Here is a 16093-nt window from a genome sequence, read left to right as displayed (position 1 = left end):
GGCTGGGGGTCGTGCGCCTGTCGGCTGGCGAAGCGGCGCCGAGCCGACGCGGCCGCCAAGGAGCTGGAGGGGCTGCGCTGGCGTTGGCGCGGCGACGCCACCGAACTGGCCGTCATCCGCCAACTGGGCCAGCTCTACCTGTCCCAGGGACTGTACCGCGAGGCCCTCACCGCGTTGAAGGGAGCCGGCCCGGGGCTCAACCGCCTGCCGGGCGCGACGGAGGTCTCGGCAGACCTCTCCTCGGCCTTCCGCATGCTGTTCCTCGAAGGCGGCGCCGATGGCCTGCAGCCGGTCCAGGCGCTGGGCCTGTTCTACGATTTCCGCGAGTTGACGCCGATCGGCGCCGACGGCGACGAGATGGTCCGTCGGCTGGCGCGGCGCCTGGTGGACGTCGATCTGCTGGATCAGGCCGCGGAGCTGCTGAAGCATCAGGTCGACACGCGTCTGGAGGGCGTCGCCAAGGCCCAGGTCGCGACGGATCTGGCCGCCATCTACCTGATGGACCGTCAGCCCGAGCAGGCGCTGCAGGCGATCTGGACGTCGCGCACGACCTTGCTGCCCACGGCGCTGAACGTCGAGCGTCGGGCGCTGGAGGCGCGCGCCCTGATGAACCTGGGCCGCTACGACCACGCCCTGGAAGTGCTGGGCTCGGATGGCTCGTCCGAGGCGCGCGACGTCCGCGCTGAGGTCTTCTGGAAGCAGGAGAACTGGGCCGCGGCCGGCGCCTTGTACGAAGCCGGGCTGGGCGACCGTCACAAGAACCCCGCGGCGCTTTCCGCCGATGAGGAGGCGCGCCTGATCCGCGCCGGGGTCGGCTATTCGCTGGGCCGGGACGCCGCGGCCTTGGCCCGCCTGTCGCGGAACTACCGGCCCTTCGTCGCGGGAGCCAGGGCCAAGACCGCGCTTTCGATCGCGCTGGACGGCCTGGACGGCACGAGCGGGACGGTTTCGGCCGGCGACTTCGCCGCGCTCACGGCCTCGGCCGACACCTTCGCCGGCTGGGTCGCCGAGATGAAGGCCGAGCTCAGACAGAAAACGGGCGGGAACCGACCCGCGGCCCCCGCCCGTCCTCAAGCTTCCAACTGATCCGCTCATCCCGGCGAACGCCGGGACCCAGATGGGAACCTCAGATCACGATGTCGCTGGCGCCGCCGGCTAAACCATTGGCCCGCGCTCGTGACCTGGGCCCCGGCGTTCGCCGGGGTGAGCGGATGAGGATGGGTCTTACTTGTTCACCGCGTCCTTCAGCGGCTTCGACACGCGGAAGCGCACGGCCTTCGAGGCGGCGATCTTGATGGTCGCGCCGGTGGCCGGGTTACGGCCTTCGCGAGCCGCGCGGGCCGCGGTGTCGAACACGCCGAGGTTCGAAATGCGCACATCGCCGCCCGAGGTCAGCGACTTGTGAATGTTCTTCACGATCGCGTCGAGGACGCGGCCGGCGTCGGCTTGGCTGACGCCCGCGTCCTTGGCGACGGCGGCGATGAGTTCGGCTTGAGTGGTCATTGTGGGTCGTTTCCCGATTAAGTTCGCCCCGCGAGTCAGGGGCGATGACGGAGGGATTGACGCCGCTTTTTTCGTCCGTGGCAAGCGACTTCGCCGCTCAAAGCCTTGCAGGCTGGGGATTTACCCTGTTCCGGACGCGCGCTGGAAGCTCTCGACGAGGCTTCCGGCGACCAGTCTCCAGCCGTCCACGAGCACGAAGAATATCAGTTTGAAAGGCAGGGAGACGACCACCGGAGGCAGCATCATCATGCCCATCGACATGAGCACGCTGGCGACCACCAGATCGATCACAAGGAACGGAACGAAAAGAAGAAATCCGATCTCGAAGGCCCGCTTCAGCTCACTGATCATGAAGGCCGGCGTGACCACTCTGAGGGGGAGGTCGGCGGCCGCCTGCGGGGCCTCGATGTTGGACAGCCGGGTGAACAGCGCCAGGTCGTCCTGATCGACCTGGCCCAGCATGAAAGTCTTCACAGGTTCCGAGGCCGCATCGAAGGCCTGAGGCAGCTCCATCTGCTGGTCCAGCAGGGGGCGGATGCCCGAATCATAGGCGTCCTGCCAGGTCGGGGCCATGACGATGGCGCTCAGGAACAGGGCCAGCGAGACCAGCACCGCGTTGGGCGGCGACTGCTGCATCCCCAGGGCGGTGCGCAGCAGGGACAGCACCACCACGATGCGCACGAAGCTGGTGGTCATGATCACGATCGACGGCGCCAGCGACAGCACCGTCATCAGGCCGACCAGCTGGACGACCCGCTCGGTCAGGCCGGCGCCGGTGCCCAGATCCACGTTGATCGCGGCCCCGCCCGCGCCGGCGGCCGCCACGTCCTGGGCCAGGGCGCCCAGGGGCCAGAGCAGGCACAGGCCGGTGGTCAGCAGCGACAGCAGGGCCGCGCGCTTCAGCTCGGCGCGGGTCGGCATGACGAAGAGGCCCTTCAGGCTCACTTGCCGGCCTCCGGGCCGCGCGGCTCGATCAGCTCGCGGCCTTCGCCGAGCAGCAGCAGCCGTTCCTCCTCGTCGATCTTGACCAACACCAGCCGCCGCGCCGGATCCAGCACCAGGGTCTCGACCACCTGCATGCGCCGCTCGCCGCGCTCGGCGCTCAGCCTGGCCAGCAGCTGGGGCGCGTAACGGCGCGCCGCCCAGGCCGCCAGGCCGATGATGCCGAGGGTGAAGGCCAGGGCGAACAGGGCCCTGAGCAGGTCGAGGAAATTCATGCGCAGGCCCCGCCGGCGACTATTCCGGCGGCCCACCCTTCGGCGATCATGGTTAACGCCGCGTTGAGATAACGCCTCATTAACCATGCACGCGGCAGTTTCTGCCGATCGAATCTTGGGCGATCCGCGCCCGGAGCATGGTGTCCGTGGGCTTCTCCGACCTGCCGCTGATCGGCCAGATCAAGGGCCGCCTATCCTGGCTGGACGAGCGCCAGCGCGTCATCGCCCAGAACGTCGCCAACGCCGACACCCCTGGCTACGTGGGCCGCGACCTGAACCTTCCGACCGACTTCGCCGCGGCGCTGAGGGAAGGCGGGGGGCTCCGGATGACCCGGACCAGTGCGATGCACATCGCGCCGCCTGGCCCCAGGGCGCGGTTCGACACGGCCTCGGCTCCGGATTCCGAGACCACGCTGGACGGCAACTCGGTCGTGGTCGAGGAGCAGATGCTGAAGATGGCCGAAAGCCGCATGGCCTACGACGCCGCCATCGGCTTCTACCAGAAGTCCATGCAGATGCTCCGCCTGGCCGCCAAGCCGCCCGGCCGCTGATAGACAGGGAAGAACCGATGCCCGATCCCGTCCCGCCCCGGAACAGCGCCATGGCCGTCGCCGCCAGCGCGCTGAAGGCCCAGCAATCGCGCATGCGCGTGATCGCCGAGAACATCGCCAACGCCCAGTCGACCGCCCAGGTCGCCGGCGGCCAGCCCTACCGCCGTCAGATCCCCGTCTTCCAGGCGCGCGAGATCGACGGCGCCACCGGCGTCACCCTGGCCGAAGTCCGCCCCGACATGGGTGACTTCCGCAGCGAGTACGATCCGTCGCATCCGGCCGCCAATGCTGAAGGCTATGTGCTGCGGCCCAACGTCGACACCCTGGTCGAGGCCATGGACATGCGCGAGGCGCAGCGCGCCTACGAAGCCAACCTGAACGTCATCGAGACCGCGCGCTCGATGGAGTCGCGCACCCTCGACCTGCTGAAGAAATAGGGCCTGACCGATGAACCCCTTGATGGCGGCCAAGGCCTACGCCTCGATCCAGGGCGGCGCGACGCCGACCGCGCCCGTCTCGGGCCCGGCCCAGTCCGGCTTCGCCGAGATGCTGACCAGCGTCATGGGCGACATGACCGCGACCTCGCGCGCCGCGGAGACCCAGATGACCGCCGCCGTGCAGGGGCAGGGCAGCCTGATCGACGTGGTCACCGCCGTCTCCTCGGCCGAGGCCTCCCTGGAGACCGTCATGGCCGTCCGCGACCAGGTGATCCAGGCCTATCAGGAGATCATGCGGATGCCGATCTGACAGGGGCCGCGCCTCGAGACGGCCAAGCTGGGTCCCTAGGGAACCCGACGCGCCGTCCGGGCGCTTGTCAGGGGACCGACATGCTCAAAGACCGCAACTCCTCCGCCATCGTCGCCGTGCGCGATATCGCGCGCGCGCGGACCTTCTACGAAGACGTCCTGGGCCTGGCCCTGGCCGCGGGCGGCGAGGACCAGGACATGCTGGGCTTCCGGACCGGCGACACCTGGCTGACCGTCTACAGATCCGATTTCGCGGGCACGAACAGGGCCAATGCGGTCACCTGGGACATGAAGGGCGACATGGTCGAGACCGTGAACGATCTGAAGTCTCGCGGCGTCGTCTTCGAGCACTACCCCGACATGGGCTTGACCCTGAACGGCGACATCCATGAAGCTGGCCCGATGAAGATGGTCTGGTTCAAGGATCCGGACGGCAATATCCTCCACCTCATCGAAGGCATGTGATGATCCGGACGCGGCGCGGAGGCTGCCACTGCGGCGCGGTGAAGTTCGAGTGCGACATCGACCTGGCGCCCGAGGGCGAGCGGTCCCCGCAGCTGCGCCCAGGCCCCTGGTTCGCCACCACGCTGCGCTGCAACTGCTCGATCTGCCGCAAGACCCGGATGTGGAAGGCCCACATCCCGTCCGAATCCTTCCGCCTGCTTCAGGGCGCCGATGAGCTCACACACTACCGCTTCGGCGAGGGCGGGGTGGACCACACCTTCTGCCGGACCTGCGGCATCTACGCCTTCGTCACCGCCAGCGAGCCGGTGATGGGCGGCGACTTCGTCTGCGTGAACGTGGCGGCGCTGGATGACGTCAGCCCCGAGGACCTCGCGCGCGCGCCGGTCCGCTACGAGGACGGCGCCCACGACGACTGGGGCCATCCGCCGGCCATCGTCAGCTACCTCTAGCCGATCAGCCTTCCAGCGAGACGACGGGCTGGGCGACGACCGGCGCGCGGCGTCGGCGCGACTTCAACCAGCCGCGGATGCGGTTCTGGAGCGGCGTGTCGATCAGCTGGTGGAACAGGAAAGCGAAGACGAAGGCCGCCGCCACGCCCGCGAACCACAGCGCCCACTGCACCGGCGCCGGCGCGCCGAAGCGGGCGACCAGCACATTGACGACGCCGAACCAGGCGATGCGCACCACTTCGTTGGTGATGAACATCGAGAACGAGACCTGCGCGGCCTTCTCGACCCATTTCGAGGGCCGGGGCGTTGGCGTCGCGCCGGCCGCCAGGATGATGGTCGAGATGCAGGCCAGAGAGATCAGGGCGTGCTTGTCGAAATACTGGACGAAGGCCAGCAGCAGGGCCGCGCCGATCCCGGCCCAGCCCGCCAGCTTCGGCGCGATCCAGACCTTCTGGGCGAACCAGGCCAGCGCCATGCCCAGGAAGAACAGGGGCAGAGCCCGGAAGAAACCGAAGCCCATCGGCATCTGATAGACGGGATAGCCGAGCAGGCTCCACGTCAGCTGGTTGGCGACCAGATACAGGCCGACGCCCATCGCCAGCACGGTCCAGGGGCCCAGCCTGACCAGTCCACGCAGGATCCACGGGAAGGCCAGGTAGCAGCCGATCAGGGCCGAGATCGACCAGCTTGGCGCGTTCCAGCCGTAGCCGCCGTGCACGCCGAAGGCCTGGGTCAGCGTCAGCTGCGCCGGCAGCTGGTCCCAGCGGAACCACTCCGGCGCCCGGGGCGCGAATCCCAGCATCCCGCCCACGACGACCAGGCCCACCAGGCCCAGTCCCATGATCAGGTGCGCGGGCAGGACGCGCAGATAGCGCTTCAGGAAGAAGTCGCCGGCCGACATGGATCCCTTGGCCACTGACGCGCCATAGACCCGCATCAGCACATAGCCGCTGTCGATCAGGAAGAAGTTGGTCAGCAGGAACCCGCCCCGCTCGAACACCGGGTGCACCCCTTCGGCCAGCGGCACGGGGGCCGACATCTGGAAGTGGTGCAGGATGATCAGGCCGGCCACAATGAAACGCAAAGCGTCCAGCCACCCGCCGCGAACGATGGGCGGTGTCTCATTTCGGGTCGAAATCGCTGTCCAGGCCATGGGAAAGGCCTCCTTCGAGGCGAATTCCGCAAGGACCGGGCCGAGGCGAGGGATTCTCCAATAGGTGGGCTTGGCACCCAGTATATTTCCATTATTCTGGAAATATGGAATCAGAACCCGCGATTCTGGCTCTCGCAGCCCTGGCTCAGCCCACGCGGCTCGAAGCCTTCCGCCTGCTGGTTCGCCATGAACCCGACGGCTTGCCGGCCGGGGAGGCCGCGAACGCCCTCGCCGTGCCGGCGAACACCCTGTCGGCCCACCTCGGTGTCCTGACCCGGGCCGGCCTGGTTCGGGCGGACCGGCGAGGGCGCTCGATCATCTATCGAGCCGACCTCGATCAGCTGCGTGATCTCGTGCTGTACCTGCTCAAGGACTGCTGCCAGGGCCGGTCCGAGCTGTGCGAACCCCTGTTGGCCGAGTTGGCCCCCTGCTGCGCCTGAGGACCCCATGGACGTCACCATCTATCACAACCCCGCCTGCGGCACCTCGCGCAACACCCTGGCCCTGATCCGCCATGTCGGCGTCGAGCCGCAGGTGATCGAATACCTCCAGACCCCGCCCGACCGCGCGGTGATCGCCGACCTCGTCCGGCGCATGGGCGTCGGCGTCCGCGACATCCTGCGCGAGAAGGGCGCGCCGTTCGCGGAACTGGGCCTCGACGATCCCGACCTGACCGACGATCAACTGCTCGACGCCATCGAGGCTCATCCGATCCTGATGAACCGCCCCATCGTCGTCTCGCCGCTCGGCGTGAAGCTGTGCCGGCCGTCCGAGGCGGTCCTGGATCTCCTGCCTGCCGACGATCTCAAGCCGTTCGCCAAGGAGGACGGCGAAGTCGTCATCGACGCCCAGGGCCGACGGGCCCAATGACGGCCGTGGAGCCCTCCGCGGATCACCCCGCCGTCCGGCGCCTGTCTTTCCTTGACCGGTGGCTGACGGCGTGGATCTTCGGCGCGATGGTCCTGGGCGTCCTCCTGGGGACCGTCGTGCCCGGTCTTTCCCGCTGGATCGACAGCCTGTCGGTCGGCTCGACCAACATCCCCATCGCCCTCGGCCTCATCGTGATGATGTACCCGCCGTTGGCGCGGGTGAAGTACGAGGCGCTGCCTCGTGTCTTCGCCGACAGGCGGGTGCTGCTGCTGTCGCTGTTCCAGAACTGGGTGCTGGGGCCGGTCCTGATGTTCGGCCTGGCTGTGATCTTCCTGCGCGACCAGCCCGAGTACATGACCGGCGTGATCCTGATCGGCCTGGCGCGCTGCATCGCCATGGTCCTGATCTGGAACGACCTCGCACGGGGCGACAACCAGTATGTCGCGGGCCTGGTGGCGTTCAACTCGATCTTCCAGATCGCTTTCTTCAGCGTCTACGCTTGGCTGTTCCTCACCGTCCTGCCGCCCCTGTTCGGGCTGGAGGGGGGCATGATCGACGTCGGCTTCTGGACGATCGCGGGCGCGGTCCTGACCTATCTCGGCCTTCCGTTCCTGGCCGGCTTCCTCACGCGGCGGGTGCTCGTCGCCCGCAGGGGGCTCGATTGGTACGAGACCCGCTTCCTTCCCCGCATCGGCCCGCTGGCCCTGATCGCCCTTCTGTTCACCATCGTCGCCATGTTCGGGCTCAAGGGCGGCGAGGTCGTGGCCTTGCCGCTGGACGCCTTGCGGATCGCCGTCCCGCTGACGCTCTACTTCCTCATCATGTTCGTGGTCAGCTTCTTCATGGGGCGGGTGCTCCGGGTCGACTACCCGCGCACGACGGCGCTAGCCTTCACCGCCGCCTCGAACAATTTCGAGCTCGCCATCGCGGTCGCCATCGCCGCCTTCGGCCTGGCGTCGCCGGTCGCGTTCGCCGCCGTCATCGGTCCGCTGGTGGAGGTCCCGGTGCTGGTCCTGCTCGTCTCGGTCGCCCTCTGGCTGGGACGTCGCTGGTTTACCGGTGGCGCGCGGCGTTCGGAGATCGCCGGATGAGCCGGCTCCGAAACCTGCCGGACCCCGACCACCTTCCGGCGCTTGACCCCGCCTTCCTGCATCTCCGTCCCGGTGCCGGGCTTGGTCCAGGCGAGCCGCCGCCCCGCATCCTGCTGCTGTACGGCTCGCTCCGCGCCCGGTCCTATTCCCGGCTGTGCGTCGAGGAGGCGGCCCGGCTGCTGCGGCTCATGGGTTGCGAGACCCGCATCTTCGACCCTTCGGACCTGCCGCTGACGGACCAGGTCCCAGGCGATGACCATCCGGCCGTTCACGAACTGCGCGAACACGCCATGTGGTCCGAGGGCATGGTCTGGTGCAGTCCCGAACGCCACGGACAGGTCTCGGGCGTCATGAAGCTGCAGATCGACCATCTGCCCCTGAACATGGGCGGCGTCCGGCCCACCCAGGGTCGCACCCTGGCGGTCATGCAGGTCTCGGGCGGGTCGCAGAGTTTCAACGCCGTGAACACCCTGCGCCTGCTGGGGCGCTGGATGCGGATGATCACTATCCCCAACCAGTCCAGCGTCGCCAAGGCCTTCGCCGAGTTCGACGAAACCGGCCGGATGAAGCCCTCGGCCTACTATGACCGGATCGTCGACGTGATGGAGGAACTGGTGCGCTTCACCGTCCTCACCCGACCGCATGCTTCACGACTCGTCGATCGCTATTCCGAACGGAAGTCTGCGGGCGTTCCGATCGACGGAACGCGCGATCTGTCGGCCATCGCGATCCGCGTCTGATCCTGCCCAGCCTATTTCCGCGTCAGCCGCAGGAATTCCTCGCGCGTCCGCGGGTCGTCCCGCATCACGCCGCTCAGGTGGCTGGTGGTCAGGCTGGCGCCCGGCGCATTGACCCCGCGCAGGGTCATGCAGCTGTGCTCGGCCTCGATCACCACCCCCACGCCCTGGGGTTTCAGCACCTCGTCGATCGCCCTGGCGATCTCGGACGTCATCTTCTCCTGGATCTGCAGTCGCCGGGCGTAGCCGCGCACCACCCGCGCCAGCTTGGAGATGCCGACCACTCGGTTTGTCGGCAGGTAGCCGACGTGGGCCACGCCCACCACCGGCAGCATGTGATGCTCGCAGAAGCTGACGAAGCGGATGTCCTTCAGGACGACCATCTCGTCGTAACCGCCGACCTCCTCGAAGGTCCGCTCCAGATAGGCGCGCGGCTCTTCCTCGTATCCGGCGAACAGCTCCTTGTAGCTGCGCGCCACCCGGGCGGGGGTGTCCAGCAGGCCCTCGCGGCTGGGATCATCCCCGGCCCATTCGATCAGCGTGCGGACGGCGGCTTCGGCGTCGGCCTGGGAGATGGTCGGCTTGCTCATCCGGTCCTTAGACCGCGAAGCGTCGCCGAGTTCCAGTCCCGGATCGCTCAGCTTGCATAGGCCGACAGGAATATCCGCACCGCCTCCCTGGCGTGCGCCCTCAGGGCGGCCGGCCCCGGTATGGCCGCGTCGCCCATCAGCATGGCGTCGTTCACCGGCTCGCCCATGACCAGCCAGTTGAAGAAGGCCGCCGCGGATCGAGGGTCCTGAACCCGCACCTGCCCGATCTTTCCGTAATGTTCGAGCGCGCGGGCCAGACGTCCGATCGACCGGCCGGGACCGCGGGCGTGAAGCGTCCGCCCCAGTTCGGGGAACCGCCCCGCCTCGCCGATCACCAGACGCCTGAGGCGCATCAGCTCCGGGGTCAGGACGATGGCCAGCTGGCGCTCGGCGTACTCGGTCAGGAAGGCCTGGATCGGGCGATCATCGACTGGATCCGCGAGCTCGGCCTGATGGATGTCGCCGGCCGCCCCGGTCATGCTGTCGATCAGCTCCAGGAACAGCGCCTCCTTGGAGCCGAAGTGGGCGTAGACGGTCTGCTTCGACACGCTCGCGGCGGCCGCCACCTCGTCCATGCTGGTCGGCGTGTACCCGTTTTCCAGGAACAGGCCGCGGGCGGCGTCCAGAATGGTCTGGCGCGTCTTCGCCATGCGTTCCCGAGGTCCCGTCGCCATCCGTCTCCGCACTCCGTTCGACCGTGAGTCGCGGCCCAGCCTACATCCCCGCGCTTGACTCATCAAACTGGACCGTCCAGTCTAGTTTCAAGATGGAGGAGACGATGGCCCGAGATCTGAACCCGATGCGTTCCCTCGGATGCCGCTGCGGTGGGGCGACGCTGGAGGCGGTCGGCCGTCCGATCCTGACGGCGGCCTGCTATTGCGACAGCTGCCGCAAGGCGGCGGCGGAACTGGGCCGACGTCCCGGCGTCCCCATGATCCTGAACAGCGAAGACGGCACGGACTATGTGCTCTATCGCAAGGACCGGGTGCGGCCGGTGAAGGGGGCGGACCGCCTGCGCGAGTTCCGGCTGGGCGCCGACGCCAAGACCCGCCGGATCGTCGCCGCCTGCTGCGGCGCGCCGATGTTTCTGGAGTTCGAGCACGGCCACTGGCTGAGCCTCTACCGTGACCGCCTGCGGGCGGAAGACCGCCCACCGATCGAGATGCGCACCATGACCAAGGATCTGGGACCGGCCGCCGCCGCCCTGGACCGCTCGGCCCCGTCGGCGGCGACCCAATCGCCCGCCTTCATGTGGAAGCTCCTGGTCGCCTGGGCGGCCATGGGATTTCGCGTCCCCAAGGTCGACTATGTGGAGGGCGTCCTCGATGGCCGCTGACAAGATCGAGATCCAGAATGTCGTCTCGCCAGGCCACGTCCAACGGGTGGACCGGGCCAAGTTCGAGGCCATGCGCGACGCCCTGCTGAAGGTCCTCCCCACGGCCGAGCCCGGCCTGACGGTGGCCGAGGCCAAGGCCGCCCTGCTGCCCCATCTGCCGGCGGACCTGTTCCCTGGCGGCGAGAAGGCCGGCTGGTGGCTGAAGGCGGCCCAGCTGGACCAGGAAGCCAAGGGGGTGATCCGGCGGGGCGCCGGCTCGCCGGTCCGCCTTCGTCGCGTCTGACGGCCGCGCCTCACTAACGCCTCGTTAACCACGCTCCCGGCATTTTCTGCCCGGTTCGGCCGCGCGTGTTGCGGCCCTCGGAGCGTATCGATGAACGGCGCGGAAGTTCTGGATGTGGGTCGCGACGCCCTGTGGCTGACGATCCAGCTGTGCCTGCCGGTGCTGCTGGTCGGGCTGATCGTCGGCGTGGTCATCGGCCTGTTCCAGGCCCTGACCCAGATCCAGGAACAGACCCTGATCTATGCGCCCAAGATCATCGCCATCTTCATTTCCCTGTTGCTGTTCCTGCCGCTGATGGGCGCCCTGCTGGGCGGCTTCATGCGCACCATCGCCGCCCGCATCGCCGGCATGTAGGCCGGTGGAGCCTTACGCCACCGCTGAACAGGTCTGGCAGGGCGCGCTGATCTTCGGCCGGATCGGCGCGGTGCTGCTGATGCTGCCCGGCGTCGGCGAAAGCTATGTCCCGCCGCGCATCCGCCTGTCCCTCGCCCTGGTCATCAGCCTGGCCCTGTGGCCGGTGATCTCCGGCGCGCTGCCGGCTCTTCCGGCGACGATCGGCGGCATGGCCGGCTGGATCATCCGCGAGGTGGTCGTCGGCCTGATGATCGGGGCCCTGCTGCGCAGCTTCATGACCGCGCTGGCCACCGCCGGCGAGATCGTCTCTCTGCAGACCACCCTCAGCTTCGCCCAGACGGCCAACCCGCTGCAGGCCCAGCCGGGGACCACCATCGCCGCCTTCCTGATGCTGCTGGGCACGACCCTGATCTTCGCCACCGACACCCATCACCTGTTCATCGCCGGCCTGGTCGGGTCCTATGAACTGATCGCGCCGGCCCGGCCCCTGGTCACCGGCGACTTCACGGCCCTGGCCATCAAGACCCTGGGCGACAGCTTCATGCTGGGCGTCCAGCTGTCGGCCCCGGTGCTGGTCTTCGCCCTGATCTTCAACCTGGCCTCGGGGCTGGTCGGCCGCGTCATGCCGCAGTTCCAGGTCTTCTTCGCCGCCGCCCCGCTCAGCGTGATCCTGGGGCTGTCGGTGTTCGCCCTCAGCCTCGGCGTCCTGGGCACGGTCTTCATCGACCGCTACCGCGCCCTGGCCCAGGTCTTCGCGGGAGGCGCCGGTGGCTGAAGGCGCCGATCCCGAGTCGAAGACAGAAGAGGCCACCCCGCGAAAACTCGAGGACGCCCGCAAGAAGGGCGACGTCGCTCGATCGATGGACGTCGGTTCCGCGGCCTCCCTTCTCGGAGCGGCCGCCGTCCTGTTGGGCGCGGGCGGCTATTTCGCCACCTCGATGGCCGAGCAACTGCTGCCGTTCATCGCCTCGCCCCACGCCATGCTGGGCGGGCTCGAGGCCGGCGCCGGCGTGGAGATCGGCGCCCAGGCGCTGTGGGCGATCGCCCCTTCCTGGGCGTGGTCATGCTGGCGACGATCATCGGCGGGGCCGGCGGCAATCTCGCCCAGTCCGGCTTGCTGTTCACCGCTGAGAAGATGAAGCCCCAGTGGGAGCGCGTCAGTCCCATGGCGGGCTTCAAGCGCATCTTCGGCCCAGACGGCCTGGTCCAGTTCCTGAAGACCTTTCTCAAGCTCCTGGCTGTCAGCGCCATCTGCTGGTTCGTGCTCAAGCCCCATGTGCGCGAGTTCGAGAACCTGGCCGCCATGTCGCCGGCCGCCATCCTGCCTTTCGCTCGCGACCTGGCCATCGCCCTGATGAGCGCGGCCCTGGTCTTCCTCGGCTTCACCGCCGGGGCCGACTACCTGTGGCAGCGCTTCCGCTTCGCCGAGCGGATGAAGATGACCAAGGAAGAGCTGAAGGAGGACTACAAGCAGTCCGAGGGCGATCCTCACGTCAAGGCCAAGCTGAAGCAGATCCGCGCCCAGCGCAGCCGCCAGCGGATGATGCAGAACGTGCCCACGGCCACGGTGATCGTCACCAACCCGACCCACTATTCGGTGGCGCTGCGCTACGAGAAGGGCGACGCCGCGCCGGTCTGCGTCGCCAAGGGCGTCGACGCTCTGGCGCTCCGCATCCGCGAGGTCGCCCGCGAGCATTCCGTCCCCATCGTCGAGAACGTGCCCCTGGCCCGCGCCCTCTACGCCGCGGTGGACATCGACGAGACCATCCCGCGCGAGCATTTCGAAGCGGCCGCCAAGGTCATCGGCTTCGTCCTGCAGGGCCGCCGGAAGCGGGCGGGCCAACGTCCTTAACGCGGCGTTTACCACGCGCCCGGCATTTTCTGCCCAGCGGGCGTCTGTCACTTCCCGCGAGTATCGGGGCGAGGACGCGTGGGCGGCTTCACAGCGGCGTTGCAAAGGTTCGGGATCGGTCGCCTGACCGTGGTGCTGGGCGTCGCCGCCGGGGTGGCCGCGGTGCTGGTCGCGGTCATGCTCCGCATCGGCCAGGCGCCGGACGCGCTGCTCTATTCGAACCTCGACTTGCGCGAGGCCTCCGAGGTCACCACGCGCTGGACAGCGCCGGCATCAAGTACAGCTCGCGCGGCGACGGTTCGACCATCTTCGTCAGTCGCGACCAGGTCGGCGAGGCCCGCATGCTGGTCGCCGGCAAGGGGCTCGTGACCTCCGGCAGCGTCGGCTACGAGATCTTCGACAACCAATCCGTGCTGGGCCAGACCGAGTTCCAGCAGAACCTGAACGAGAAGCGTGCGCTCGAGGGCGAGCTGGCCCGCACCATCCAGACCATGCGCGGCATCAACTCGGCCCGCGTCATGATCGCCCTGCCGCGCCGCGAGCTGTTCCAGGCCCAGGCCGCCGAGCCGACCGCTTCGGTCGTCGTCGGGGTGACCGGCGGGCAGCTGACCGGCGCCCAGGTCCAGGCCATCCGCAACGTCGTCGCGTCGTCGGTGCCGAACCTCAAGCCCGAGAAGGTCACCCTGACCGACACCTCGAACCGGACCCTCGCGGCCGGGACCGACGGCGCCGGCTTCAGCGCCGCGAGCGCCGAAGAGGCCCGCGGCCAGACCGAGGCCCAGCTGCAGGCGCGCATCAAGGACATCGTCGAAGGCGTCGTCGGCGTCGGCGGCGCGCGGGTGCAGGTCACCGCCGAGATCGACCACGCCCGCTCGACCACCCAGGAGCAGCGCTTCGATCCCGACGGCCAGGTCGTCCGCTCGACCTCGACCAACGGCACGGAAAGCTCCGACACCACGGGCGTGCCGGACGGCGGCGCGACGGCGACCAACAACATCCCCGGCGGCGCGGCGCCGACGACGACCCCGCAGGGCTCGCGCGACACCCAGAACACCGAGACGACGAACTACGAGATCTCCAACACCACCACGACCACGGTGAAGGAGGCGGGCGAGATCAAGAAGCTGGCCGTGTCCGTCGCGGTCGACGGCAAATGGACCCCGCCCGCCAACGGTCGCGGCGAGCCGACCTACGCCCCGCGCACCGCCGAGGAGATCGCCCAGATCAAGTCCCTGGTCGCCGCCGCCGTCGGCATCGACGAGACCCGGGGCGACAAGATCGAGGTGCTGAACGTCCGCTTCAACCGCGACGTCGCGGCGGTCGGGGGCGAGGAGGCCGGCAACTCGCTGTTCAACTTCACCAAGAACGACATCATGCGGGGAGTGGAGCTGCTGGTTCTGCTGATCACCGGCGTGCTGCTGATCTTCTTCGTCCTGCGGCCGCTGCTGAAGGCGGCGACCGCGCGGCGCCCAACCGCAGCTGGCCGGCGCCGGCGGCGTGCCGGTCACCTCTCTGCAGACGACCATCGTCGGCGGGGCGGGGGCTCCGACGCCCCAGCTGACCGGTCCGTCGGACATGGAGCAGCGGCTCGACATCGCCCGCATCGAGGGTCAGGTGAAGGCCTCCTCCGTCAAGAAGGTCGCCGACTTCGTCGAGAAGCATCCTGAGGAATCGACCTCGATCCTCCGCAGCTGGGTGCATGAAGGCTGATGGCCTCGCGGATGATCACCAAGAAGCCGGCGGTCGACGACCCCCGCAAGCTGACGGGGCCCGAGAAGGCCGCGGTGGTCCTGCTTTCTCTGGGTGAGGATCACACCCGCCTGTGGCAGGGGCTCGACGAGGACGAGGTCAAGGAGATCTCCCAGGCGATGGCCGGCCTGGGCACCGTCAGCGCCACGGTGGTCGAAGAGCTTCTGGTCGAATTCGTCTCGGGCATGAGCGGTTCGGGCGCCGTGATGGGGAGCTACGAACAGACCCAGCGCCTGCTCGCCTCCTTCATGCCCGGCGACCGGGTCGAGGCCCTGATGGAGGAGATCCGCGGTCCGGCCGCGACATGTGGGACAAGCTGGGCAATGTGAACGAGGCCGTCCTCGCCAACTATCTGAAGAACGAATACCCCCAGACGGTCGCGGTGGTGCTCTCCAAGGTGAAGCCGGACCACGCCGCCCGCGTCCTGACCAGCCTGCCCGAGGACTTCGCCCTGGAGTGTGTCCAGCGCATGCTGCGCATGGAGCCGGTCCAGCGCGAGATCCTGGACAAGATCGAGCAGACCCTGCGCACCGAGTTCATGTCGAACCTAGCGCGCACGTCCAAGCGCGATTCCCACGAACTGATGGCCGACATCTTCAACAGCTTCGACCGCCAGACCGAGGCGCGCTTCATCGGTGCGCTGGAGGAACGTAACCGCGAGGCGGCCGAGCGCATCCGCGCCCTGATGTTCGTCTTCGAGGACCTGTCCAAGCTGGATCCCGGCGGCATCCAGACCCTGCTGCGGGCGGTCGAGAAGGACTCCCTGGCCCTGGCGCTGAAGGGGGCCTCGGAAAGCCTGCGCGAGATGTTCTTCTCCAACATGTCCGAACGCGCCGCCAAGATCATGCGCGAGGACATGGAGTCGATGGGCCCCGTCCGCCTGAAGGACGTCGACCAGGCCCAGATGGCCATGGTCCAGGTCGCCAAGGACCTCGCCGCCAAGGGCGAGATCATGCTGGTCGGCCAGGGCGGCGACGACGAGCTGATCTACTGACATGACCCAGCCCGCCGAACATCGCGCCTTCTCCTTCGACACCGAGTTCGACGCCGCCGGCGCCGTGGTGCGCCAGTCGGCCTTCCGGCCGGTCAAGCGCGCCTTCTCGCCCGCCGAGGTCGAGGCCCTGGTCGCCGACGCGCGCGCCGAAGC

Annotated in this window: 22 protein-coding genes and 2 pseudogenes; 18 read left to right on the top strand and 6 right to left on the bottom strand. The window is 68.4% G+C overall.

The window, feature by feature from the left end; genetic code table 11:
- A partial coding sequence (locus AC2W7C_RS03740; RefSeq protein WP_486000234.1) for a tetratricopeptide repeat protein occupies nucleotides 1–1086 on the top strand: 1086 nt, incomplete at its 5' end.
- A gap of 138 nt (nucleotides 1087–1224) precedes the next feature.
- Here the strand turns inward: AC2W7C_RS03740 and AC2W7C_RS03735 are convergent.
- From AC2W7C_RS03735 to AC2W7C_RS03725, 3 genes are all read right to left on the bottom strand, one after another.
- A complete protein-coding gene (locus AC2W7C_RS03735; protein WP_486000233.1) occupies nucleotides 1225–1503 on the bottom strand; it encodes an HU family DNA-binding protein in 279 nt (92 codons plus the stop codon).
- A gap of 120 nt (nucleotides 1504–1623) precedes the next feature.
- A complete protein-coding gene (gene fliP, locus AC2W7C_RS03730; RefSeq protein ID WP_486000236.1) occupies nucleotides 1624–2424 on the bottom strand; it encodes a flagellar type III secretion system pore protein FliP in 801 nt (266 codons plus the stop codon).
- 20 nt (nucleotides 2425–2444) lie between these two features.
- Nucleotides 2445–2720, bottom strand: coding sequence for a flagellar biosynthetic protein FliO (locus AC2W7C_RS03725; protein WP_486000232.1), 276 nt, complete (start codon nucleotides 2718–2720; stop codon nucleotides 2445–2447).
- Nucleotides 2721–2866: 146 nt separating this feature from the next.
- Between AC2W7C_RS03725 and AC2W7C_RS03720 the strand changes: the two genes are divergently transcribed.
- The 5 genes from AC2W7C_RS03720 (at nucleotide 2867) to AC2W7C_RS03700 (ending at nucleotide 4931) form a co-directional block, all read left to right on the top strand.
- The gene (locus tag AC2W7C_RS03720; protein ID WP_486000231.1) at nucleotides 2867–3271 is read left to right on the top strand and encodes a flagellar basal body protein; all 405 of its coding nucleotides are present in this window, start codon (nucleotides 2867–2869) and stop codon (nucleotides 3269–3271) included.
- Between the two features lie 17 nt (nucleotides 3272–3288).
- A complete protein-coding gene (flgC, locus tag AC2W7C_RS03715) occupies nucleotides 3289–3708 on the top strand; it encodes a flagellar basal body rod protein FlgC (RefSeq protein WP_486000230.1) in 420 nt (139 codons plus the stop codon).
- 10 nt (nucleotides 3709–3718) lie between these two features.
- Nucleotides 3719–4018, top strand: a complete 300-nt coding sequence (gene fliE, locus AC2W7C_RS03710; protein WP_486000229.1) for a flagellar hook-basal body complex protein FliE — start codon at nucleotides 3719–3721, stop codon at nucleotides 4016–4018.
- 80 nt (nucleotides 4019–4098) lie between these two features.
- Nucleotides 4099–4482: a VOC family protein gene (locus AC2W7C_RS03705; protein ID WP_486000228.1), complete on the top strand. Its 384-nt coding sequence runs from the start codon at nucleotides 4099–4101 to the stop codon at nucleotides 4480–4482.
- The gene (locus tag AC2W7C_RS03700; RefSeq protein ID WP_486000227.1) at nucleotides 4482–4931 is read left to right on the top strand and encodes a GFA family protein; all 450 of its coding nucleotides are present in this window, start codon (nucleotides 4482–4484) and stop codon (nucleotides 4929–4931) included. Before AC2W7C_RS03705 ends, AC2W7C_RS03700 begins: the two co-directional genes overlap by 1 nt.
- A gap of 4 nt (nucleotides 4932–4935) precedes the next feature.
- On the opposite strand, the gene AC2W7C_RS03695 is transcribed toward AC2W7C_RS03700, so the two are convergent.
- Nucleotides 4936–6084 (bottom strand): acyltransferase family protein, encoded by a 1149-nt coding sequence (locus AC2W7C_RS03695; protein ID WP_486000226.1) that lies wholly within the window; start codon nucleotides 6082–6084, stop codon nucleotides 4936–4938.
- 104 nt (nucleotides 6085–6188) lie between these two features.
- On the opposite strand from AC2W7C_RS03695, the gene AC2W7C_RS03690 reads away from it, so the two are divergent.
- Genes AC2W7C_RS03690 through arsH form a run of 4 tightly spaced genes read left to right on the top strand, consistent with a single transcriptional unit; the run spans nucleotide 6189 to nucleotide 8785 of the window.
- The gene (locus AC2W7C_RS03690; protein WP_486000225.1) at nucleotides 6189–6524 is read left to right on the top strand and encodes an ArsR/SmtB family transcription factor; all 336 of its coding nucleotides are present in this window, start codon (nucleotides 6189–6191) and stop codon (nucleotides 6522–6524) included.
- A gap of 7 nt (nucleotides 6525–6531) precedes the next feature.
- Nucleotides 6532–6954, top strand: coding sequence for an arsenate reductase (glutaredoxin) (gene arsC, locus AC2W7C_RS03685; protein WP_486000224.1), 423 nt, complete (start codon nucleotides 6532–6534; stop codon nucleotides 6952–6954).
- Nucleotides 6951–8045, top strand: coding sequence for an ACR3 family arsenite efflux transporter (gene arsB / locus AC2W7C_RS03680; RefSeq protein WP_486000223.1), 1095 nt, complete (start codon nucleotides 6951–6953; stop codon nucleotides 8043–8045). Before arsC ends, arsB begins: the two co-directional genes overlap by 4 nt.
- Nucleotides 8042–8785 carry an arsenical resistance protein ArsH gene (gene arsH, locus AC2W7C_RS03675; RefSeq protein WP_486000222.1) on the top strand — a complete coding sequence of 248 codons (744 nt, stop codon included), beginning with the start codon at nucleotides 8042–8044 and terminating at the stop codon, nucleotides 8783–8785. Before arsB ends, arsH begins: the two co-directional genes overlap by 4 nt.
- Before the next feature lie 11 nt (nucleotides 8786–8796).
- Here the strand turns inward: arsH and folE are convergent, their stop codons facing one another.
- Both folE and AC2W7C_RS03665 read right to left on the bottom strand, forming a co-directional pair.
- On the bottom strand, nucleotides 8797–9372 hold the full coding sequence (gene folE / locus AC2W7C_RS03670) for a GTP cyclohydrolase I FolE (RefSeq protein WP_486000221.1): 576 nt from the start codon (nucleotides 9370–9372) through the stop codon (nucleotides 8797–8799).
- Between the two features lie 47 nt (nucleotides 9373–9419).
- A complete protein-coding gene (locus tag AC2W7C_RS03665) occupies nucleotides 9420–10022 on the bottom strand; it encodes a TetR/AcrR family transcriptional regulator (protein WP_486000220.1) in 603 nt (200 codons plus the stop codon).
- 128 nt (nucleotides 10023–10150) lie between these two features.
- Between AC2W7C_RS03665 and AC2W7C_RS03660 the strand changes: the two genes are divergently transcribed.
- The 8 genes and pseudogenes from AC2W7C_RS03660 (at nucleotide 10151) to fliG (ending at nucleotide 15940) form a co-directional block, all read left to right on the top strand.
- Nucleotides 10151–10708, top strand: a complete 558-nt coding sequence (locus AC2W7C_RS03660) for a GFA family protein (protein ID WP_486000219.1) — start codon at nucleotides 10151–10153, stop codon at nucleotides 10706–10708.
- Entirely contained in the window at nucleotides 10698–10991 is a 294-nt protein-coding gene (locus AC2W7C_RS03655) for a DUF6958 family protein (protein ID WP_486000218.1), read from the top strand. Before AC2W7C_RS03660 ends, AC2W7C_RS03655 begins: the two co-directional genes overlap by 11 nt.
- Nucleotides 10992–11081: 90 nt before the next feature.
- Nucleotides 11082–11345 carry a flagellar biosynthesis protein FliQ gene (fliQ, locus tag AC2W7C_RS03650; protein WP_486000217.1) on the top strand — a complete coding sequence of 88 codons (264 nt, stop codon included), beginning with the start codon at nucleotides 11082–11084 and terminating at the stop codon, nucleotides 11343–11345.
- 4 nt (nucleotides 11346–11349) lie between these two features.
- Nucleotides 11350–12120, top strand: a complete 771-nt coding sequence (gene fliR / locus AC2W7C_RS03645) for a flagellar biosynthetic protein FliR (protein WP_486000216.1) — start codon at nucleotides 11350–11352, stop codon at nucleotides 12118–12120.
- Nucleotides 12113–13197, top strand: a pseudogene (gene flhB / locus AC2W7C_RS03640) (flagellar biosynthesis protein FlhB). Before fliR ends, flhB begins: the two are co-directional and overlap by 8 nt.
- A gap of 78 nt (nucleotides 13198–13275) precedes the next feature.
- A complete protein-coding gene (locus AC2W7C_RS03635) occupies nucleotides 13276–13566 on the top strand; it encodes a hypothetical protein (RefSeq protein WP_486000237.1) in 291 nt (96 codons plus the stop codon).
- Nucleotides 13455–14864, top strand: coding sequence for a flagellar basal-body MS-ring/collar protein FliF (gene fliF, locus AC2W7C_RS03630; RefSeq protein ID WP_486000235.1), 1410 nt, complete (start codon nucleotides 13455–13457; stop codon nucleotides 14862–14864). Before AC2W7C_RS03635 ends, fliF begins: the two co-directional genes overlap by 112 nt.
- Nucleotides 14865–14921: 57 nt before the next feature.
- Nucleotides 14922–15940: pseudogene (gene fliG, locus AC2W7C_RS03625) on the top strand (flagellar motor switch protein FliG).
- The last annotated feature ends 153 nt before the right edge of the window (nucleotides 15941–16093 follow it).

This window comes from Brevundimonas sp. CURTG3B2_SDJG, from assembly GCF_057364705.1.
Note: the sequence above shows the minus strand (reverse complement) of the source record. Positions and strands in the feature narration are given on the sequence as shown.